The 17,978-nt window shown below is 34.7% G+C and carries 14 protein-coding genes and 1 tRNA gene; 13 read left to right on the plus strand and 2 right to left on the minus strand.

All coding sequences use genetic code 11. From position 1 onward, the window contains the following. Positions 1 to 23 precede the first annotated feature (23 nt). The 6 genes from uvrA to HMPREF0520_RS03725 are packed head-to-tail and all read left to right on the plus strand — an operon-like array spanning position 24 to position 8,531. On the plus strand, positions 24 to 2,840 hold the full coding sequence (gene uvrA, locus HMPREF0520_RS03700; RefSeq protein WP_006729578.1) for an excinuclease ABC subunit UvrA: 2,817 nt from the start codon (positions 24 to 26) through the stop codon (positions 2,838 to 2,840). Positions 2,841 to 2,891: 51 nt separating this feature from the next. Continuing rightward, positions 2,892 to 3,767, plus strand: a complete 876-nt coding sequence (gene rapZ / locus HMPREF0520_RS03705) for an RNase adapter RapZ (protein WP_006729579.1) — start codon at positions 2,892 to 2,894, stop codon at positions 3,765 to 3,767. 12 nt (positions 3,768 to 3,779) lie between these two features. Continuing rightward, a complete protein-coding gene (locus HMPREF0520_RS03710) occupies positions 3,780 to 4,814 on the plus strand; it encodes a gluconeogenesis factor YvcK family protein (RefSeq protein ID WP_006729580.1) in 1,035 nt (344 codons plus the stop codon). Next, positions 4,814 to 5,758 (plus strand): DNA-binding protein WhiA, encoded by a 945-nt coding sequence (gene whiA / locus HMPREF0520_RS03715; RefSeq protein WP_006731198.1) that lies wholly within the window; start codon positions 4,814 to 4,816, stop codon positions 5,756 to 5,758. The genes HMPREF0520_RS03710 and whiA overlap by 1 nt, the downstream gene beginning before the upstream one ends. Beyond that, on the plus strand, positions 5,751 to 7,247 hold the full coding sequence (locus tag HMPREF0520_RS03720) for a DUF2201 family putative metallopeptidase (RefSeq protein ID WP_006729582.1): 1,497 nt from the start codon (positions 5,751 to 5,753) through the stop codon (positions 7,245 to 7,247). Before whiA ends, HMPREF0520_RS03720 begins: the two co-directional genes overlap by 8 nt. 15 nt (positions 7,248 to 7,262) lie before the next feature. Beyond that, positions 7,263 to 8,531 carry an AAA family ATPase gene (locus HMPREF0520_RS03725; RefSeq protein ID WP_006729583.1) on the plus strand — a complete coding sequence of 423 codons (1,269 nt, stop codon included), beginning with the start codon at positions 7,263 to 7,265 and terminating at the stop codon, positions 8,529 to 8,531. A gap of 98 nt (positions 8,532 to 8,629) precedes the next feature. Here the strand turns inward: HMPREF0520_RS03725 and clpP are convergent, their stop codons facing one another. Then, positions 8,630 to 9,214: an ATP-dependent Clp endopeptidase proteolytic subunit ClpP gene (gene clpP, locus HMPREF0520_RS03730; RefSeq protein WP_006729584.1), complete on the minus strand. Its 585-nt coding sequence runs from the start codon at positions 9,212 to 9,214 to the stop codon at positions 8,630 to 8,632. 214 nt (positions 9,215 to 9,428) lie between these two features. After that, positions 9,429 to 9,500 (minus strand) — tRNA-Arg (locus HMPREF0520_RS06340). Between the two features lie 227 nt (positions 9,501 to 9,727). Here HMPREF0520_RS06340 and HMPREF0520_RS03735 point away from each other — a divergent pair. From HMPREF0520_RS03735 to rnr, 7 genes are all read left to right on the plus strand, one after another. Then, entirely contained in the window at positions 9,728 to 10,759 is a 1,032-nt protein-coding gene (locus tag HMPREF0520_RS03735; protein WP_006730600.1) for a sugar-binding transcriptional regulator, read from the plus strand. 56 nt (positions 10,760 to 10,815) lie between these two features. Continuing rightward, positions 10,816 to 11,832, plus strand: a complete 1,017-nt coding sequence (gene gap / locus HMPREF0520_RS03740; protein ID WP_006729586.1) for a type I glyceraldehyde-3-phosphate dehydrogenase — start codon at positions 10,816 to 10,818, stop codon at positions 11,830 to 11,832. A 108-nt stretch (positions 11,833 to 11,940) separates the two neighbouring features. Further along, positions 11,941 to 13,155: a phosphoglycerate kinase gene (locus HMPREF0520_RS03745; RefSeq protein ID WP_006729587.1), complete on the plus strand. Its 1,215-nt coding sequence runs from the start codon at positions 11,941 to 11,943 to the stop codon at positions 13,153 to 13,155. Positions 13,156 to 13,172: 17 nt separating this feature from the next. Further along, positions 13,173 to 13,928, plus strand: coding sequence for a triose-phosphate isomerase (gene tpiA / locus HMPREF0520_RS03750; protein WP_006729588.1), 756 nt, complete (start codon positions 13,173 to 13,175; stop codon positions 13,926 to 13,928). Positions 13,929 to 13,978: 50 nt separating this feature from the next. Beyond that, entirely contained in the window at positions 13,979 to 15,277 is a 1,299-nt protein-coding gene (eno, locus tag HMPREF0520_RS03755; RefSeq protein WP_006729589.1) for a phosphopyruvate hydratase, read from the plus strand. Between the two features lie 118 nt (positions 15,278 to 15,395). Then, positions 15,396 to 15,629 (plus strand): preprotein translocase subunit SecG, encoded by a 234-nt coding sequence (secG, locus tag HMPREF0520_RS03760; RefSeq protein WP_006730623.1) that lies wholly within the window; start codon positions 15,396 to 15,398, stop codon positions 15,627 to 15,629. Positions 15,630 to 15,699: 70 nt separating this feature from the next. After that, positions 15,700 to 17,976 (plus strand): ribonuclease R, encoded by a 2,277-nt coding sequence (rnr, locus tag HMPREF0520_RS03765; RefSeq protein ID WP_006729591.1) that lies wholly within the window; start codon positions 15,700 to 15,702, stop codon positions 17,974 to 17,976. Positions 17,977 to 17,978: the final 2 nt, after the last annotated feature.

Here is a 17,978-nt window from a genome sequence, read left to right on the forward strand (position 1 = left end):
TTTAAGAAAGAGAAGACTAGTTGATGAAAAATGATGTAATTGTTATGCATGGAGTACGTGAGCATAATTTAAAAAATATTGATCTAACTATCCCTAAAAATAAACTTGTAGTAGTTACAGGATTATCAGGTTCTGGTAAGAGTTCTCTGGCATTTGATACTCTATATACAGAAGGACGTAGACGTTATGTTGAATCTTTATCGAGTTATGCACGTCAATTTTTAGGTCAAATGGATAAAGCAGATGTTGATAGTATAGAAGGATTAACGCCTGCTATTTCGATTGATCAAAAGACTAGGTCTCATAATCCTCGTTCTACTGTAGGTACAGTTACTGAGATCAATGATTATTTGCGTTTGCTGTGGGCTCGTGTTGGTAAACCAATTTGCCCACATGATGGCACCTTGATAGAGAGTCAAAGCGTTGATCAGATTATTAAACAGATTTTAGGTTTAGCTCCTAAAACTAGGATTCAGATTTTAGCTACAATTATTCGGCAAAAAAAGGGTGAGCATAAAGAGGTTTTCAAACGGATTCAAAGATTGGGATATGTCCGCATTATCGTTGATGGTGTCTTACACGACATTAATGACGAGCTAGTTTTGGATAAAAATAAACAGCATTCAATATCTGTAGTTGTGGATCGTTTAATAATTAAAGAACAAATCAAGTCTAGATTGACAGACTCTGTGGAAACCGCTCTGCGTCTTACAGATGGCTATTTGGATGTAGATATTGTAGGCGACAAGTTGATGAAGTTTTCAGAATATTATGCCTGCCCATCTTGTGGATTTACAGTTGGTGAGCTTGAACCTAGATTATTTTCATTTAATGCACCATTTGGTGCTTGCAGTGAATGTGATGGATTAGGGATGAAACTAGCTGTCGATCCAGATTTGGTAATACCTGATCCAGAAAAGTCCTTAAATCAGGGAGCAATTGTTCCTTGGTGTAATTCTAAATATTATACAGATATGTTATTACAGGTAGCGGCGACTTTTAAAATTCCTATGGATCGACCATTTAAAAAATTAACTGAGCGACAAAAAAGAATCATTTTATATGGTGATGATAAAGTAATTAAATTTCATTTGGCGGGAGATTTTGGCGTTAATGATGTTGAACAAGCCTTTGAAGGTGTATTGAATAATGTTGATAGACGTTATCATCATCCTATTTCTAAATTTATGCAGGATGTAATGTCTAAATATATGACTGAATTAAAATGTACTAAATGTCAAGGACGACGTCTGAATGAGATTGCTTTATCAGTTAAAATTAATGGCTATGATTTGGCTACAGTTTCTGATTTGGCAATTACGGATGAATTAGCTTTTTTTGAAAGTATAGCGTTATCTGAGCATGATATGATGATTGCTAAGCCGATTCTTAAAGAAGTAAAAGCTCGACTTACATTTTTAATTGATGTCGGTTTAGGATATTTAACTCTTTCTCGTTCTGCTGGCACTTTATCAGGTGGTGAATCACAGCGAATAAGATTAGCTACACAAATAGGTTCTAACTTATCTGGAGTTATGTATATATTGGATGAACCTTCAATTGGTTTACATCAACGTGATAATGCCCGTTTGATTAAGACTATGAAAAAAATGCGTGATTTAGGTAATTCTTTAATCGTGGTTGAACATGATTCTGAAACCATGCAACAAGCTGATTATTTAATTGATATTGGACCTGGTGCAGGTATATATGGTGGAAAAGTAGTTGCAGCAGGTACACCTCAAGAAGTTATGGCTAATCCTGACTCATTAACTGGTCAATATTTATCTGGCAAGAAAAAAATCGCTATACCTGATCATAGGAGAATCCTAAATCATGGTGTTATTAAATTAATTGATGTGAGTGAAAATAACTTAAAACATATTGATGTACAAATCCCTTTAGGTGGCTTAGTTTTGGTTACTGGTGTATCAGGTTCTGGTAAATCAACGCTAGTTAATTTGGTATTAAAGCGGGCTATCTTACAAAAATTAGGGTTGATGACTAAAAAACCAGGTAAGTATAAAAAAATGTTGAGTTGGGATCAAATTGAAAAAGTAATTGATGTTGATCAAAGTCCCATCGGTCGTACACCTCGTAGTAACCCAGCTACTTATACTGGTGTTTTTGATGATATTAGAGCTTTATTTGCCCAAACAAATGCAGCTAAAATGCGTGGATACACGAAAGCACGTTTTTCATTCAATATCAAAGGCGGTCGTTGTGAGGCTTGTCATGGTGACGGAATTATTAAGATAGAAATGAACTTTTTGCCTGATGTGTATGTCCCATGTGAAATTTGCCATGGAACCCGTTACAATTCTGAAACTTTGGAAGTTAAATATCATGAAAAAAATATAGCCGATGTGTTAAAGATGACCATATCTGAAGCTAATGAATTTTTTGCGAATATTCCTAAAATCCAAAGAAAGTTACAAACTATTATGGATGTAGGTTTAGGCTATATTCAATTAGGTCAACCTGCGACTACGCTTTCAGGAGGGGAAGCTCAAAGAATGAAGTTAGCTTCAGAATTACAAAAGACCTCTACTGGTAAAAATCTTTATATATTAGATGAGCCAACGACCGGATTACATGTAGATGATATTAAGCATTTAGTTCTTGTATTACAAAGATTAGTTGATGAAGGCAATAGCGTATTAATCATTGAACATAATTTAGATGTGATTAAATGTGCAGATTGGATTATTGATCTAGGACCTGAAGGCGGAGCAGCTGGTGGTGAAATTGTTGCTCAAGGAACACCTGAAGATGTGGCAAAGGTTGAAAAAAGTTATACGGGACAATATCTTAAACCAATATTGAATCAAAATTTATGATAAATGTTCTATGATATAATTTATATCATCAGGAGGAAGGAATGTTAGGGTATGAATGTGCGAAAGAAACAATTATTAATTGTTACAGGAATGAGCGGTGCAGGTAAAACTGTCACTGTTAAATCTTTAGAAGATTTGGGCTATTTCGTAGTAGATAACTTACCGCCAGAATTATTGAGTAGCTTTTGGGAGTTAATTAATTCTTCAAATGATTTTGATAAAGTAGCGGTAGTAATCGATTTGCGTGTTAAGAGTTTTTACAAAGATTTAGTGGTTGAAATTAATTCGTTAGAAGATAATAGTAAAGCACATGCAACCATTCTATTTTTGGATGCATCTGATGATGTTTTAGTTTCTAGATATAAGGAAACTCGTAGATTGCCACCTTTAGCTCAATCTGGTCGCTTATTAGATGGCATAAAAAAAGAACGTGAGGCTTTAGAGAGTATCAAAAATCTGTCTAATTATATTATTGATACCTCTAAATTAACAGCTAAGGACTTGAAAGAACAATTAGTCAAAAAATTTAGTGATGATCAAACACACGTTTTTTCGATTGAAGTGATGAGCTTTGGCTTTAAATATGGTATTCCCATCGATGCTGATATTGTTATTGATGTAAGATTTCTTCCTAATCCATTCTATATCCCGCAATTAAAACCTTTTACTGGTCTTGATCGGAAGGTTTTTGATTATGTAATGGAGAAAGAACAAACACAGATTTTTTATCATAAATTCTTAGATATGTTATTTACTGCTATTCCAGGATATATTGAAGAGGGAAAGGAAAAATTAACGATTGCTGTAGGCTGTACAGGTGGTCAACACCGTAGCGTTTCAATCGCTATTCAACTAGCTAAGGATTTATCCAAAAAGTATCCAGTTGATATATCACATCGTGAAATTAGTCGTTATATTAGAAAATAGTTAGGTATAAAAATGTCTTTTGGCGAAAATAAAATAGTTAAGGTTATTAAAGCTCGACGTCCTAAAATTGTTGTGATTGGTGGCGGAACGGGATTACCTGTAATTTTAAGTGCGTTAAAGCAACAAAATGCTGAAATCACAGCTATTGTTACTGTAGCAGATGATGGTGGCTCTTCTGGCGTAATTAGAGATTATATCAATGTTGTTCCACCAGGTGATATTAGAAATGTTTTAGTTGCTTTATCTGATATATCTCAGGAAGAAAAGGAAATTTTTCAATATCGTTTCAGTAGTGATGATTCTTTTTTTGCTGGTCATGCAATTGGTAATTTGATTATTGCAGCATTAAGTGAGATGCAAGGAAATATATTTGATGCAGTGCAATCACTATCTAGAATGATGCATGTTGACGGTAGAATTTTCCCTGCTTCCAACGAACCCTTAACTTTAAATGCTGAATTTATGGACGGAACGACTGAAAAGGGTGAAACTGAAATCACTTCACAGCACAAAAAGATTAAACGTGTCTGGGTTACGGGAGCTAAAAATAATGCTCGACCTGAGGCAGTTTTACCAGTGTTAGCAGCCATTATGCAAGCTGATGCGGTTGTTTTAGGGCCGGGAAGTTTGTTTACATCAATTTTGCCAAATTTGATGATTGATGATTTAGGTGAGGCTATTAGACAAACCAAGGCTGAGGTAATTTATATCTGCAACATTATGACGCAACGAGGCGAAACCGATAATATGACCTCGGCTGAGCATGTAGCTATTATTAATCGTCACTTAGGTGGTAATTATATAGATACTGCTTTAGTTAATAGTGCTGCAATTGATATGACAAAGTTCAATCCCGCAGATTATGATGAATATTTACGACCAGTTGAAAATGACTTCAAAGGCTTAAGAAAGCAGAATTGTCGAGTAATTACAGCTGATTTTATTAATCAACATAGCGGATTAGTTTTTCATGATGGTAAAAAAATTGCCACGGAAATATTAAATTTAGCCTTAGAAGCTTATGCAAGAAGAAAACAGGAGAAATGATGGGATCTTATGCTAGTGAAGTAAAGAAAGAATTAACGGGGTTGTCTGTGCATCCAGAGCATGCAAAGGCAGAATTGTCTGCTTTTTTACGAATGAATGGTGTCTTAAATTTAAATCAACATCATTTAAGTTTAAATATTGTGACTGAAAACCCGGCTATTGCTAGAAGAATTTTCTCATTAATTAAAATAGCTTATGGGATTGAACCAGCATTGATAGTTTCTAAAAAAATGAAATTGAAGAAAAATTATCAATATCTAGTAAGATTGCAAAATAATGTTAAATTTGTGTTGCACGATTTAGATATTATTGATGAATCATTTGGTGTTTTAACAGGTATTCCTTCCAAAATTCAACAATCTGAACAATTGGCTATGTCATATTTGCGTGGTGCATTTTTAGCAGCTGGTAGCATTAATAATCCGGAAACAAGTCGCTATCATCTGGAAATTTATTCACTATATCAACTTCATAATGATGATTTAATGAATTTGATGAATAAATATTTTTACCTTAATGCCAAGCAAACTAAACGCCGCAGTGGTTATATTGTATATTTAAAAGAAGCTGAAAAGATAGGAGATTTTCTGCATATTATAGGTGCAGTTAATGCAATGTTAGCTTTTGAAGATTTACGTATTATGCGTGATATGCGAAATTCTGTTAATCGTTTGGTTAATTGTGATACTGCTAATATGAAAAAAACGGCTTCTGCTGCAGCTAAGCAGGTTGAAGAAATTAAATTGATTGATAAGAAGATTGGCTTAGATAAACTACCAGAGAAATTGGCTATTTTAGCGAAGTTTAGATTGCAAAATCCAGAACTAACCTTAAAAGAGGTAGCAGATAAAGTGCCTGATGGTCCGATATCTAAATCAGGTATTAATCATCGTTTTCAAAAAATCAAAAAAATAGCACAAAATTTAGGGGAAAAACATGAATGATGAATTTCATAACGTATTATCTGCCGACATACAACTGAATAAAGAGGACTATTTAAAATATGATTTGGAAAAAATCAACGATCGGGCATTAGCTGTTCGTGATATTTTAAAATCTGGCGGTATTTCAAAAAATAATCAAAAGATGCAACAGAATCTAATTTTAGCCTATTGTATTCTAGCAAAATTGGGAATTACGTCGTATTCTATTAGAAAATTGTCGGCAGAAGAAATGAGCGTTTTTCAAATGGCTACTTATAAAGCTGTTACTGCTGCTAGTGCTTTAACCGGATATATTTCACTATTGCATCCGATGGTTTCCGTTAATTATGCAACTCTAGCTACCGATGCTAATTTACGACTAGGAATCGGTTGGTGGTTTTTTGATCCGATCTTAGACAATGTTGAGCGTGGGACCTTATTATTACATGAGGTTATGCATACGGTTTTAGGTCATTATGAGTTGAAAAATTTAGATATGCAACTAGTTAATACAGCTGGGGATGCAATTATTAACCAGGAAATTGAATTTGGTGATCATGAAGTTATGCACTTACCGCAAAATGAAGATAAATCTGATTTTATAGTTTTTCCTCGAACAATTATTACTCAAAAGTATCCCCAAGGTATGCCGAATAATCAATCTTTTGAAACTTATTATCATGCATTAGAAGAAGAAAGAAAAACAACGCCAGTTCCAGATCAAAATAGTGATATTTGTAATTCTATGTCTAGTCAAGAAGAATCTGAGTTTGATAAGCAAAATGTTGAAAAAGCTGGCGAGATAGAAAAAGAATTAGCACGAAACGAAGCATTGCATAAGGCACTTGATCAGGAAAATAAAACGGTTGGTCGTAATGGCTCGGCTTTTAATTCATTTATTTTAAAAGCCCTGCGACCAGCCAAAATTTCTTGGCAAAAATGTTTAAAGAATATTATAGCTAAACATTGCAATACTGTGATCGAAGGTAATATGGATTACTCATATCGTCGTCCGTCTAGAAGAAATTTTAGTAATATTTTTATTAGACCCGGCACTATATCTTATTTACCGAAGATTTTAATTGGCTGTGATTCTTCTGGATCAATGGATGAAGTTGATTATCGCCGATTAATGTCGGAAATCAAAGAAATATGTAAGACTGTTCAACATGAAAAAATTAGTTTTGTTACTATTGATACTAAAATAACGACTAAACAAGTTGTCCACAAAGTACAAGATATAGTATTAGGAGTTGGCGGAGGTACATGTATGGAAAAATTCTATGAGTATATTCATCAGCTTAAAGCCAGTGAAAAACCAGATTTATCAATTTTATGTACAGATGGATATCTTGGTGGCATTAAAGAATGGACATTATTGTTAAATAGTATTGATAAAAATATTATTAATATAATTTTGATTACTGATAGGCAAGGTTATGATTCATTTATCAACTTATATGGTTGTAATACGCCTGTTAAAAATACTACTGTTATATCAATATATTAATCGGAGGAATATGAGATGCCTAACAAGAAATTTTATCCTTATATTGCACAAGGTGCTAATGCTAAGCAAATGTTTAATATTATGCAAGCTTGTATCAGAGCTGGCGTACCTTTTGGTCTTGTTGGAAATCCAGGTGTAGGTAAAACAGCTACCATTGAGGCAATGGCCAAAACGTTAGGTCGTGAAGTAATAAACTTGTCTTTGTCTACGATGCTACCTGAAGATATAGCAGGATTACCATTTCCTACCAAAATCAATATTGGAAGTGATAAAAAGGAGCAAATGGTAGATGCTGCTTGTTATGCAATGCCAGTGTGGCAGCAGAGATTATTGCATAATTCGAATGCTATTTTATTTTTAGATGAGTTTTCTACAGCCATTCCGACTACTCAACATGCTTTTTTACAATTAGTTCAAAATAGACGACTTCCAGGATCAGATTTACCATTTTCTAAAAATGTAGCGATTATTATTGCAATGAATCCAGCAGATCAAGCAGGGGGCTCATCGTTAGATCTGCCAATTGCTAATCGTTTTGCGTGGTTTACTTTTAATCCAGATTTTAATGATTGGGCTACTGGATTTAAACAAAGATGGCAGTCTGAAGAGTTAATGTCAGTTCCAAGTTTTTGCACTGAGGAAAAAATCTTAATGGCACGCAATAAAAAAATTCGTTCTACGATTATTGACTATTTAGATTCTGAAAAAGGTGCACACCAGGTAACGATTGTACCATCTGGTATGGAAAATCCCATAAGTAGTGTAGTTAGAAGAGATGATCCAGCTGAAATGGAAGTTTTTCGTTTAGCATTTCCGTCAGCACGTTCGTGGGATAATTTAGCTGAGATTATGACTTATATTGATGAAAAAGACTTTGGAACCATTCAAGTAGTGATTAATGGAACAATAGGTTCTAATCAAGGTATAGCTTTTTATAAATATTATGTTGATAATTTGAAGAGATTAAATATTGATGCAATTTTAAAGGATCCAAAAAGTGTTGATTGGAAACATATTAGTATTGATGAATCGGCTGGAATTTTTCGGGCATTGATAGAAGAGGCAGCTAATGGTAGGTTAGATCAGGTATTAGAAGTATTCATTAGTATTAAAATTGTTGGAGCTGAGAATTTATTATCTGGTAATCGTCTGCAAGATATTTATAAGGCTGAATATTTGAATAAATTACCACTAGCTACTAGAAAAAAAGTCAAGCAGCGATATCTTGAATATTTTGGTGATTTTTTAACTAAAATTGCTAATAATAATAATAGCGGTCACTAGCAAAATTTTCATGATTGGCATTTCATTTAGATGTGTCAGATATTTATATCGAAAAAAGCATATTTCGTTTAATGCGAAATATGCTTTTTATTTTGCTTTTAATTATTCTTATTAACTAAAATTTCGTCAATCAAGCCGTAGTCTTTTGCTTCTTGAGCTGTTAAGTACTTATCACGTTCAGTATCAGCTTGAATCTTTTCAAGTGGTTGACCAGTAGTTTCGTGCAAAATACTATTGATCTTTTCACGACTCTTAAGAATTTCATTAGCGGCAATTTGAATATCGGTTTGTTGACCTTGGGCACCACCTAAAGGCTGGTGAATCAAAACAGTAGAGTTTGGTAAAGCAAAACGTTTACCTTTGGTGCCTGCTGTCAATAAGATTGAAGCCATGGATGCAGCCATACCAATAGCAATAGTTGATACATCTGATTTAATGAAATTCATTGTATCCATAATAGCTAGACCCGATGTAATTACGCCACCAGGTGAATTTATATATAATGAAATATCTTTAGTATTGTCTTGAGCGTCCAAAAATAGCAATTGGGCAATGATTGAATTGGCCATCGTGTCATTTATTTCACCACTCAACATAATAACTCTGTCTTTTAATAGTCTTGAATAAATATCGTAAGCACGTTCGCCACGTGCGGTTTGTTCAATAACTGTAGGTACGAGCATAATCTACCTCCTTTATAAAATTAGCAGTCATATATATACGCTGCTAATTAAAACACAATTATGCCTGTAGGTCAAATTTTTGTCTCTATTTTACCTTAAATTATCAGATAAAATAAGTCATACAATATTTTTTTACCTACAAACTAATAGATTAAGAGAGTTAATTAATTTTAAGATAAAAAAAGCACTAGCTTTGTCACTAATGCAATTAATATGCACTCCCCGGGAGTCGAACCCGGATTTTAAGAACCGGAATCTTAAGTGATATCCATTACACTAAGAGTGCCTCAACAAACCTATTCTAACAAACAATTTTTAAAGTATAAATAAAAAAATAAAAAATATGTAGTTTACTTGAATAAAAAAATACTAATTGGTATACTATAGGTGTCGAAAAGAGAAATGTCGGGGTATTATTGTGAATAATTGATGTTTCTCTAATATTTTTAATGTTATTGGGTCGCTAAACGTCACTGAATGGGACAAACTGTGACCCACGCAAAGGGAGCAAGCATGGACTCGGATTTAACCTTGTTACAAAGCTTAGTTCCTGATGTTTTTAAAATAATTCGACAGCGTTTTCTTGTCTTGGAACAGATATCGTTGTTAGCCCCAGTGGGACGAAGAGTTGTTGCAAAAAAATTGGGATTGAGTGAGAGAAATATTCGAACAGAAACTGATTATTTGAAACAACTACATTTAATTGAGATTAACAGTTCTGGTATGGTTCTGACAGAAAAAGGCGAGATAACTTTAAAAGAGTTGGCACCGCTGATTGATAGAATATTTAATGCTAGTAAGACTGAATTACAGCTTGCTAGCAAGCTAGGAATTGATCGTGTGATTATCGTTCCTGGCAATGCAGATTTGCAAGATCGTGTTTGGGCTTTGATGGGTGAACAACTTAGTGCAGCTTTAGACTTGCTTTTACCTTTAGGTAAGGATATTATAACAGTGTCTGGTGGTAAAACAGTTGCTAATGTTACTAAGCATCTAAGCAAGCGGTTAAGTAGATATCGTGATATTTTATTTGTACCAGGAAGGGGAGCCTTGGGCGATGATGTGGAACTACAAAGTAACACAATTGCTCAGGCTGTAGCTTCAAAAGTTGGAGGTCGATTTTCAGGTTTGTATTTACCAGAAAATCTTCCTAGTGAAGCTATCAATGCTTTGATGCAAGACCCCATGATTTCTAATACTTTCACTAGTATTTACAATAGTGATGCGGTGATTCATGGTATAGGATTAGCGGATAATATGGCACGTAAGCGTGGTTTTGATGCGTTTACCCGTTCCAAATTAATGGATAAAGGTGCCGTGGCCGAATGTTTCGGGTATTTCTTCGACCATAATGGTCATTTAGTTGATCGTGTGCCGCGAGTTGGTTTTCAACTTGAAGTTTTAGATAAAATACCCCATGTTTTTGCTTTAGCAGCTGGTGAATTGAAAGCTCCGGCAATTATTGCATACATGCATCATGCTCCCAAACAAACGTGGTTAATAACCGATGAGGGAGCCTCAAATAAGGTTTTAAGGGAGAATTGAGTTCTCGTTTAAAATAAATTGTTACTACATAGTTTCCTAAGGAGGAATAACCAATTATGACAGTTAAAATTGGTATTAACGGTTTCGGCCGTATTGGTCGTTTAGCATTTCGTCGTATTATGGAATTAGGCGAAAAGTCAAAGGATATTGAAGTTGTTGCAATCAATGACTTAACTACTCCAGCACTTTTAGCTCACTTACTTAAGTATGACTCAACTCATGGTACTTTTAACCACGAAGTTTCAGCAACTGAAGACAGCATTGTTGTTGATGGTAAGAAATACCGTGTTTATGCAGAACCACAAGCACAAAACATTCCATGGGTTAAAAACGATGGTGTTGACTTTGTTCTTGAATGTACTGGTTTCTACACAAGCAAGGCTAAATCAGAAGCTCACCTTAAGGCTGGTGCAAAGAGAGTTTTAATTTCTGCACCTGCAGGTAGCGATCTTAAGACTGTTGTTTACGGTGTAAACGAAGGTACTTTAACTGCTGATGACAAGATTGTTTCAGCAGGTTCATGTACTACTAACTCATTAGCACCAATGGTTAATGCTTTGAACAAAGAATTCGGCATTGAAGTTGGTACTATGACTACTATCCACGCATTTACTTCAACTCAAATGATCTTAGACGGACCAGTTCGTGGCGGTAACTTCCGTGCTGCACGTACTGCTTCTGCTAACATCATTCCACATTCAACAGGTGCTGCAAAGGCTATTGGTCTTGTAATTCCTGACTTGAACGGTAAGTTGAATGGTCATGCACAACGTGTACCAGTTGTAGATGGTTCCGTAACTGAATTAGTTTCAATCTTGAGCAAAGAAGTTACTGCAGATGAAATTAACGAAGCTATGAAGAAATATGAAACTCCTTCATTTGCTTACAACGATGACGAAATCGTTTCAAGCGATGTTTTAGGTATGACTGCTGGTTCAATTTTTGACCCAACTCAAACTATGGTAACCACTGCAGGTGACAAGCAATTAGTTAAGACTGTTGCTTGGTACGACAATGAATACAGTTTCACTTGCCAAATGGTTCGTACTTTGTTGAAATTTGCTACTCTTTAATCAATAGTTAATACTGATTTTTGTAGTGAAGAAGGCGGAGGGAGATTCTCCTTCCGCCTTTTTTCAGGGAAGTAAGTATCTTACTTTGTTATGGAGGTTTAATATTAAATGGCTAAATTAATTGTTTCAGATCTTAAAGATCTTGAAGGTAAAAAAGTTTTAGTTCGTGTTGACTTCAACGTACCAATTAAAAATGGTGTTATTAGCGATGATAATCGTATTGTTGCTGCATTACCAACTATCAAGTACATTATCGAACACGGTGGAAAAGCTATCTTATTAAGTCACTTGGGTCGTGTAAAGAGTGATGCTGATAAAAAAGAATTAACTTTAAAACCTGTTGCAGAGCGTTTGAGTGAATTATTAGAAAAGCCTGTAACTTTTGTACCTGAAAATGAGGGGAAAGAAGTTGAAGATGCTGTAGCAGCTATGAAGAATGGCGAAGTTATAGTTCTTGAAAACACAAGATTCCAAGATATTGATAATGATTTTGGTAAACGTGAATCTAAAAATGATCCAACTCTTGGTGAGTACTGGGCAAGCTTAGGTGATGTTTATGTTAATGATGCATTTGGTACAGCACATAGAAGCCATGCATCTAATACTGGTATTGCTACTGCAATGAAAGCTGCTGGTAAATTAGCAGCAGCTGGTTACTTGATGGAAAAAGAAATTAAATTCTTAGGTAACGCAGTTTCTAACCCTGTACATCCATTTGTAACTATCTTAGGTGGTGCAAAAGTTTCTGATAAGATTGGTGTTATTACTAACTTAATTCCTAAGTCTGATCACATCTTAATTGGTGGTGGTATGGCTTACACCTTCTTAGCAGCACAAGGACACAAGATTGGTAAATCATTGTTTGAAGAAGATAAAGTTGAATTAGCAAAAGAACTTTTGGCTAAAGCAGGTGACAAGATTGTATTGCCTGTAGACCATGTTGCTGCAACTGAATTTTCAAATGATGCAACTCATGAAGTTGTTGATATTGATATTCCTGATAATGAAATGGGTCTTGATATCGGTCCTAAGACTGTTGAAAAATTCAAAGAAATCTTAAAAGATGCTAAGACTGTAGTTTGGAACGGACCTATGGGCTGTTTTGAAATGCCAAACTACGCAGAAGGTACTTTAGAAGTTGGTCGTGCTTTAGCAAACTTAACTGACGCTATTACTATTATCGGTGGTGGTGACTCTACTGCTGCTGCTAAGCAATTAGGCATTGCACCTAAGATTACCCACATTTCTACTGGTGGTGGTGCATCACTTAATTACTTAGAAGGTAAAGAATTACCTGGTATTGCATGTATTTCAGATAAGTAAGAAAGGATCTAATTTTTATGCGTACACCAATTATTGCGGGTAACTGGAAATTACATATGAATCCAGAACAAACAACTGAATTTGTTAATGCTGTAAAGAATCATTTACCTGAATCATCAAAAGTAGAAGCAGTTATTGCAGCACCAGCCTTGGATGTTGATGCTTTAAGAAAAGCAGCTGCAGGTAGCAATTTACATACTAGTGCAGAAAATTGTTACTTTGAAGCAGAAGGTGCTTTTACTGGTGAGAATTCTCCATTAGTATTAAAGGAAATGGGTATCAATTATTGTATTATTGGTCACTCTGAAAGAAGAGGCTATTTCCACGAAACTGATGAAGATATCAATAAAAAAGCTAAGGCTTTATTAGAGCACGGTGTTACACCAATTATTTGTTGTGGTGAATCATTAGAGACTCGTGAAGCTAACAAGCAAGAAGAATGGGTTGTTTCCCAAATTAAAGCTGCCTTGGAAGGTTTAACTGCTGAACAAGTAAGTTCATTAGTTATTGCATATGAGCCTATTTGGGCAATTGGTACTGGTAAGACAGCTTCATCCGATCAAGCAGAAGAAATGTGTAAGACAATTCGCGAAACTGTTAAAGATTTGTATGATGAAGCAACTAGTGACAACATCCGTATTCAATATGGTGGATCTGTAAAGCCTGCTAATGTTAAAGAATTAATGGCTAAACCTAATATTGATGGTGGTTTAGTAGGTGGTGCCTCATTAGATCCTGAATCATTTTTAGCTTTGGTAAATTACCAAGATTAATTTCAAGATAACAATTTATTTTAAAAACATATATATAAAGGAGAAATTCCATGTCTGTAATTACTGATATTCACGCACGCGAAGTTTTAGATTCCCGTGGTAACCCAACTATTGAAGCTGAAGTTTATACTGAAGTCGGTGGCTTCGGTCGTGCAATTGTTCCATCAGGTGCATCAACTGGTGAACATGAGGCTGTTGAATTACGTGATGGTGATAAATCACGTTTTAATGGTACTGGTGTTTTAACTGCTGTTGAAAATGTAAATGGTGAAATTGCAAAGGCAATTATTGGCTTAGATGTAACTGATCAACGTTTAATTGATCAAACTATGATTGATTTAGATGGTACTCCTAACAAAGGACGCTTAGGTGCTAATGCAATCTTGGCCGTATCATTAGCAAGTGCACGTGCTGCAGCTGATGAATTAGGCTTGCCATTATATGAATACTTAGGTGGTCCTAATGCACATGTTTTACCAACACCAATGATGAATGTTATTAATGGTGGTAAGCATGCTGATAATAATGTTGATATTCAAGAATTTATGATTATGCCAGTTGGTGCAAAATCATTGCATGAAGCTGTACGTATGGGTGCAGAAACTTTCCATACTTTGAAGAAAATCTTAAAAGAGCGTGGTGAGTTTACAGGTGTTGGTGATGAAGGTGGTTTTGCACCAAACCTTAAGAATAATGAGGAACCATTTGAAATTTTAGTTGAAGCTATTCAACGTGCAGGCTATAAGCCAGGCGAAGATATTGCTATTGCATTTGATGCAGCAGCTTCTGAATTTTATAATAAAGAAACTAAGAAATATGTTACTGTAGCAGATGGTCGTGAATACACAGCTGAAGAATGGACTTCATTAATTGAAGATTTAGTTGACAAATATCCTGTTATTTCCCTTGAAGACCCACTAGATGAAAATGATTGGGAAGGTTGGAAGACATTTACTGATCGTTTGAGTGGTAAAGTGCAAATCGTTGGTGATGATTTATTCGTAACTAATACTAACTATTTGAAGAAGGGTATTCAAAAGGGAGTAGCTAATTCCATTTTAATTAAAGTTAACCAAATTGGTACTTTAACTGAAACTTTTGAAGCTATCGAAATGGCTAAAGAAGCTGGATATACTGCTATCGTTTCCCACCGTTCAGGTGAAACTGAAGATACTACAATTGCAGACTTGGTTGTAGCAACTAATGCAGGTCAAATTAAGACAGGTTCTATGTCTAGAACTGACCGTATTGCTAAGTACAACCAATTAATGAGAATTGAAGAAGCTTTAGGTTCTACAGCTGAATATAAAGGTATCCACAGTTTTTACAACTTACATAAACAATTCTAATTGATGTTAATTGTTATTAAAAAGACTTCTAATTGAAGTCTTTTTCTTTAGCATTTGTTTATTTTTTATGGTAAAATTAGTTCAGTGATTAATTTTTTTAGGCAATGGAGGCAACGCTTTGTATAACTTAGTCATGACGTTAATCATCATCGTTAGTTTTTTAATTATTATAGCAACGTTGATGCAGCCACAAAAGCAACAAGATGCCTTAAATGCACTATCTGGTGGTGCCGTATTTAGTGGACAAACTAAGAAACGTGGCTTTGAGGCATTAATGGAAAAGATAACAGGCGTATTGCTTGTGATATTCTTTGTTTTAGCCATAATTTTGGTTAAATTATCTTCAAAGTAATTTAAGGCTTCCGATTAATCGGAGCTTTTTTATTTATCCCATAATATAGAAAAAATGAGGTGTATTAATAGTGCCACAAGATGAACGTGTATTAGCAAGTATTTATGAAGTATTTAGACACAATTCACAAAAATCTTATACGATAGATAAATTGGATCGAGAATTGCATAATAAATTACATTATAAATTTACAGAATTGGTTAGAGGAGTAACCTTCTTAGAACATGAAAAGAAAATTATTACTGATGGTTTAGGAAAATATCAACTTAATCGATTAGATACCATTGTTGAAGGAACATTTAGAGCTAATGATAAGGGCTTTGGATTCATTAGATACGATGAAGTGGCTGATGATATCTTTGTAGATAAAACTAATACTTCATTTGCAATTGATGGTGATACTGTTAAAGCTAAAATTATTGCAGATGCTAACCCATGGAATGGTAAAGGACCTGAAGGACAAGTTGTTGAAATTATTGAGCGTGGTTTTGAAAATTTAGTTGGTGAATTTATTCCTTTTTCTGATCAACATGTAGCGACAACGAATTATCTGGGATATGTAATAAGTGAAAATAAAAAACTAAAAAAATATAAAATATATATTTTGAAGGATGGGTTAACGCCCCAATTAGGTGATATTGTCCAAGTATCATTAAAAACTTATCCATCTGAAGAGTCTCCAGAGGATATGACAGCTGTAGTAATTAAGGTTATTGGAAATAAAAATGATCCAGGCGTTGATATAATGGCTATTGTTGCAGATCATGATGTTAAAACGGAATGGTCTGATGAAGCCTTAGAACAAGCTAACCAGATACCTGATCATGTAACAGCTGCAGATAAGTCAGGAAGAGAGGATATTACTCAACAAGCTGCAGTAACTATTGATGGCGATGATTCAAAAGACTTTGATGATGCGGTAGTTTTATGGAAGCTTGACAATGGTAATTATCATTTAGGTGTCCACATTGCTGATGTGGCACATTATGTTACTGAAGGTTCACCATTAGATATTGAGGCATTTACTAGAGGAAATAGTACATATTTAGTTGATCGTGTCATTCCTATGTTACCTTTTAGATTATCTAATGGTATATGTTCGTTAAATGAAGGTGTTGAACGTTTAGTTTTATCATGTGATATGGAAATTACTCCTACTGGTGAACGAGTAAATTATAGTATTCATCCATCAGTGATGAAATCACATGGGCGATTAACATATAGTAAAGTAAATCGTGCTTTAGCTGGTGATCATTTAGATGAACTTGAAGAAAAATATCGTACTTTGCGTCCAATGCTGGTCGAAATGGCTAAGTTGCATGATATTTTATATCAAAAGAGACACAAACGTGGAGCTATTGATTTTGAAGAACCTGAAGCAAAAATTATTGTTGATAAAATGGGCAAGCCGATTGATATCGTTTTACACGAACGAGGCACTGCTGAAAAGATGGTAGAGTCCTTTATGTTATTGGCGAATGAAACTGTTGCAGAGGAATATTTTAGACGTCATGTTCCATTTTTATATCGAGTTCATGAAACACCAGACGAAGAAAAAATGAAAACATTTTTTGAGTTTGTGAGTGCATTTGGCTTAAATGTAAAAGCTGATCCGCATGACGTCAAACCTAGCGATTTGCAACAGATTGTAACCAAAACTGCAGGTACTACCGAAGAAGCGGTTGTTCAAATGATGATGTTACGCAGTTTAAGACAAGCTCATTATTCTGCAGAGCCTTTAGGTCACTTTGGCTTAGCTGCACAATATTATACTCATTTTACTTCACCAATTAGACGTTATTCAGATTTGATAGTGCATCGGATGATTCATGAATATGGAGTTGGCAAACCTGCTACAGAATTACAAAAGCATTTTCAAGGTAAGTTAGATGAAATTGCAGAGCAAACATCAGTGCAAGAACGTCGCTCCATAGATACGGAACGTAGTGTCAATGATTTGAAGATGACAGAATATATGGCTAACCAAGTAGGTGAACATTTTGATGCTATCATTTCTTCTGTAACTAGTTTTGGTATGTTTATTCAATTACCTAATACAGTGGAAGGCTTGATTCATATTTCTAATTTAACGGATGATTTCTATCGCTTTGATGAAAAATCGCTAACTTTAACTGGTCGTGGTAAGCATCATCAATTTAAAGTGGGGATGCCAATTAAAGTAAAATTGATTAATGCAGATGTTGCCCAGCATCAGATTGATTTTGAAATTTATGATCCTAATACACCTAAAATTAAAAATAACGACCATAATCAAACCAAAACACCTTATCGCCAGCGTACATCGCAAAATAATCGACCATATCGTAAACGTAATAGGCAGAGATAACT

The sequence above is a fragment of the Lactobacillus iners DSM 13335 genome, assembly GCF_000160875.1.
GTDB classification, from domain to species: Bacteria; Bacillota; Bacilli; order Lactobacillales; family Lactobacillaceae; genus Lactobacillus; species Lactobacillus iners.

Excerpts from the sequence above, each read along its gene's own strand:
- uvrA (WP_006729578.1), top strand. The coding sequence starts at position 24 with ATGAAAAATGATGTAATTGTTATGCATGGAGTACGTGAGCATAATTTA.
- rapZ (WP_006729579.1), top strand. The coding sequence starts at position 2,892 with ATGAATGTGCGAAAGAAACAATTATTAATTGTTACAGGAATGAGCGGT.
- HMPREF0520_RS03710 (WP_006729580.1), top strand. The coding sequence starts at position 3,780 with ATGTCTTTTGGCGAAAATAAAATAGTTAAGGTTATTAAAGCTCGACGT.
- whiA (WP_006731198.1), top strand. The coding sequence starts at position 4,814 with ATGGGATCTTATGCTAGTGAAGTAAAGAAAGAATTAACGGGGTTGTCT.
- HMPREF0520_RS03720 (WP_006729582.1), top strand. The coding sequence starts at position 5,751 with ATGAATGATGAATTTCATAACGTATTATCTGCCGACATACAACTGAAT.
- HMPREF0520_RS03725 (WP_006729583.1), top strand. The coding sequence starts at position 7,263 with ATGCCTAACAAGAAATTTTATCCTTATATTGCACAAGGTGCTAATGCT.
- clpP (WP_006729584.1), bottom strand. The coding sequence starts at position 9,214 with ATGCTCGTACCTACAGTTATTGAACAAACCGCACGTGGCGAACGTGCT.
- HMPREF0520_RS03735 (WP_006730600.1), top strand. The coding sequence starts at position 9,728 with ATGGACTCGGATTTAACCTTGTTACAAAGCTTAGTTCCTGATGTTTTT.
- gap (WP_006729586.1), top strand. The coding sequence starts at position 10,816 with ATGACAGTTAAAATTGGTATTAACGGTTTCGGCCGTATTGGTCGTTTA.
- HMPREF0520_RS03745 (WP_006729587.1), top strand. The coding sequence starts at position 11,941 with ATGGCTAAATTAATTGTTTCAGATCTTAAAGATCTTGAAGGTAAAAAA.
- tpiA (WP_006729588.1), top strand. The coding sequence starts at position 13,173 with ATGCGTACACCAATTATTGCGGGTAACTGGAAATTACATATGAATCCA.
- eno (WP_006729589.1), top strand. The coding sequence starts at position 13,979 with ATGTCTGTAATTACTGATATTCACGCACGCGAAGTTTTAGATTCCCGT.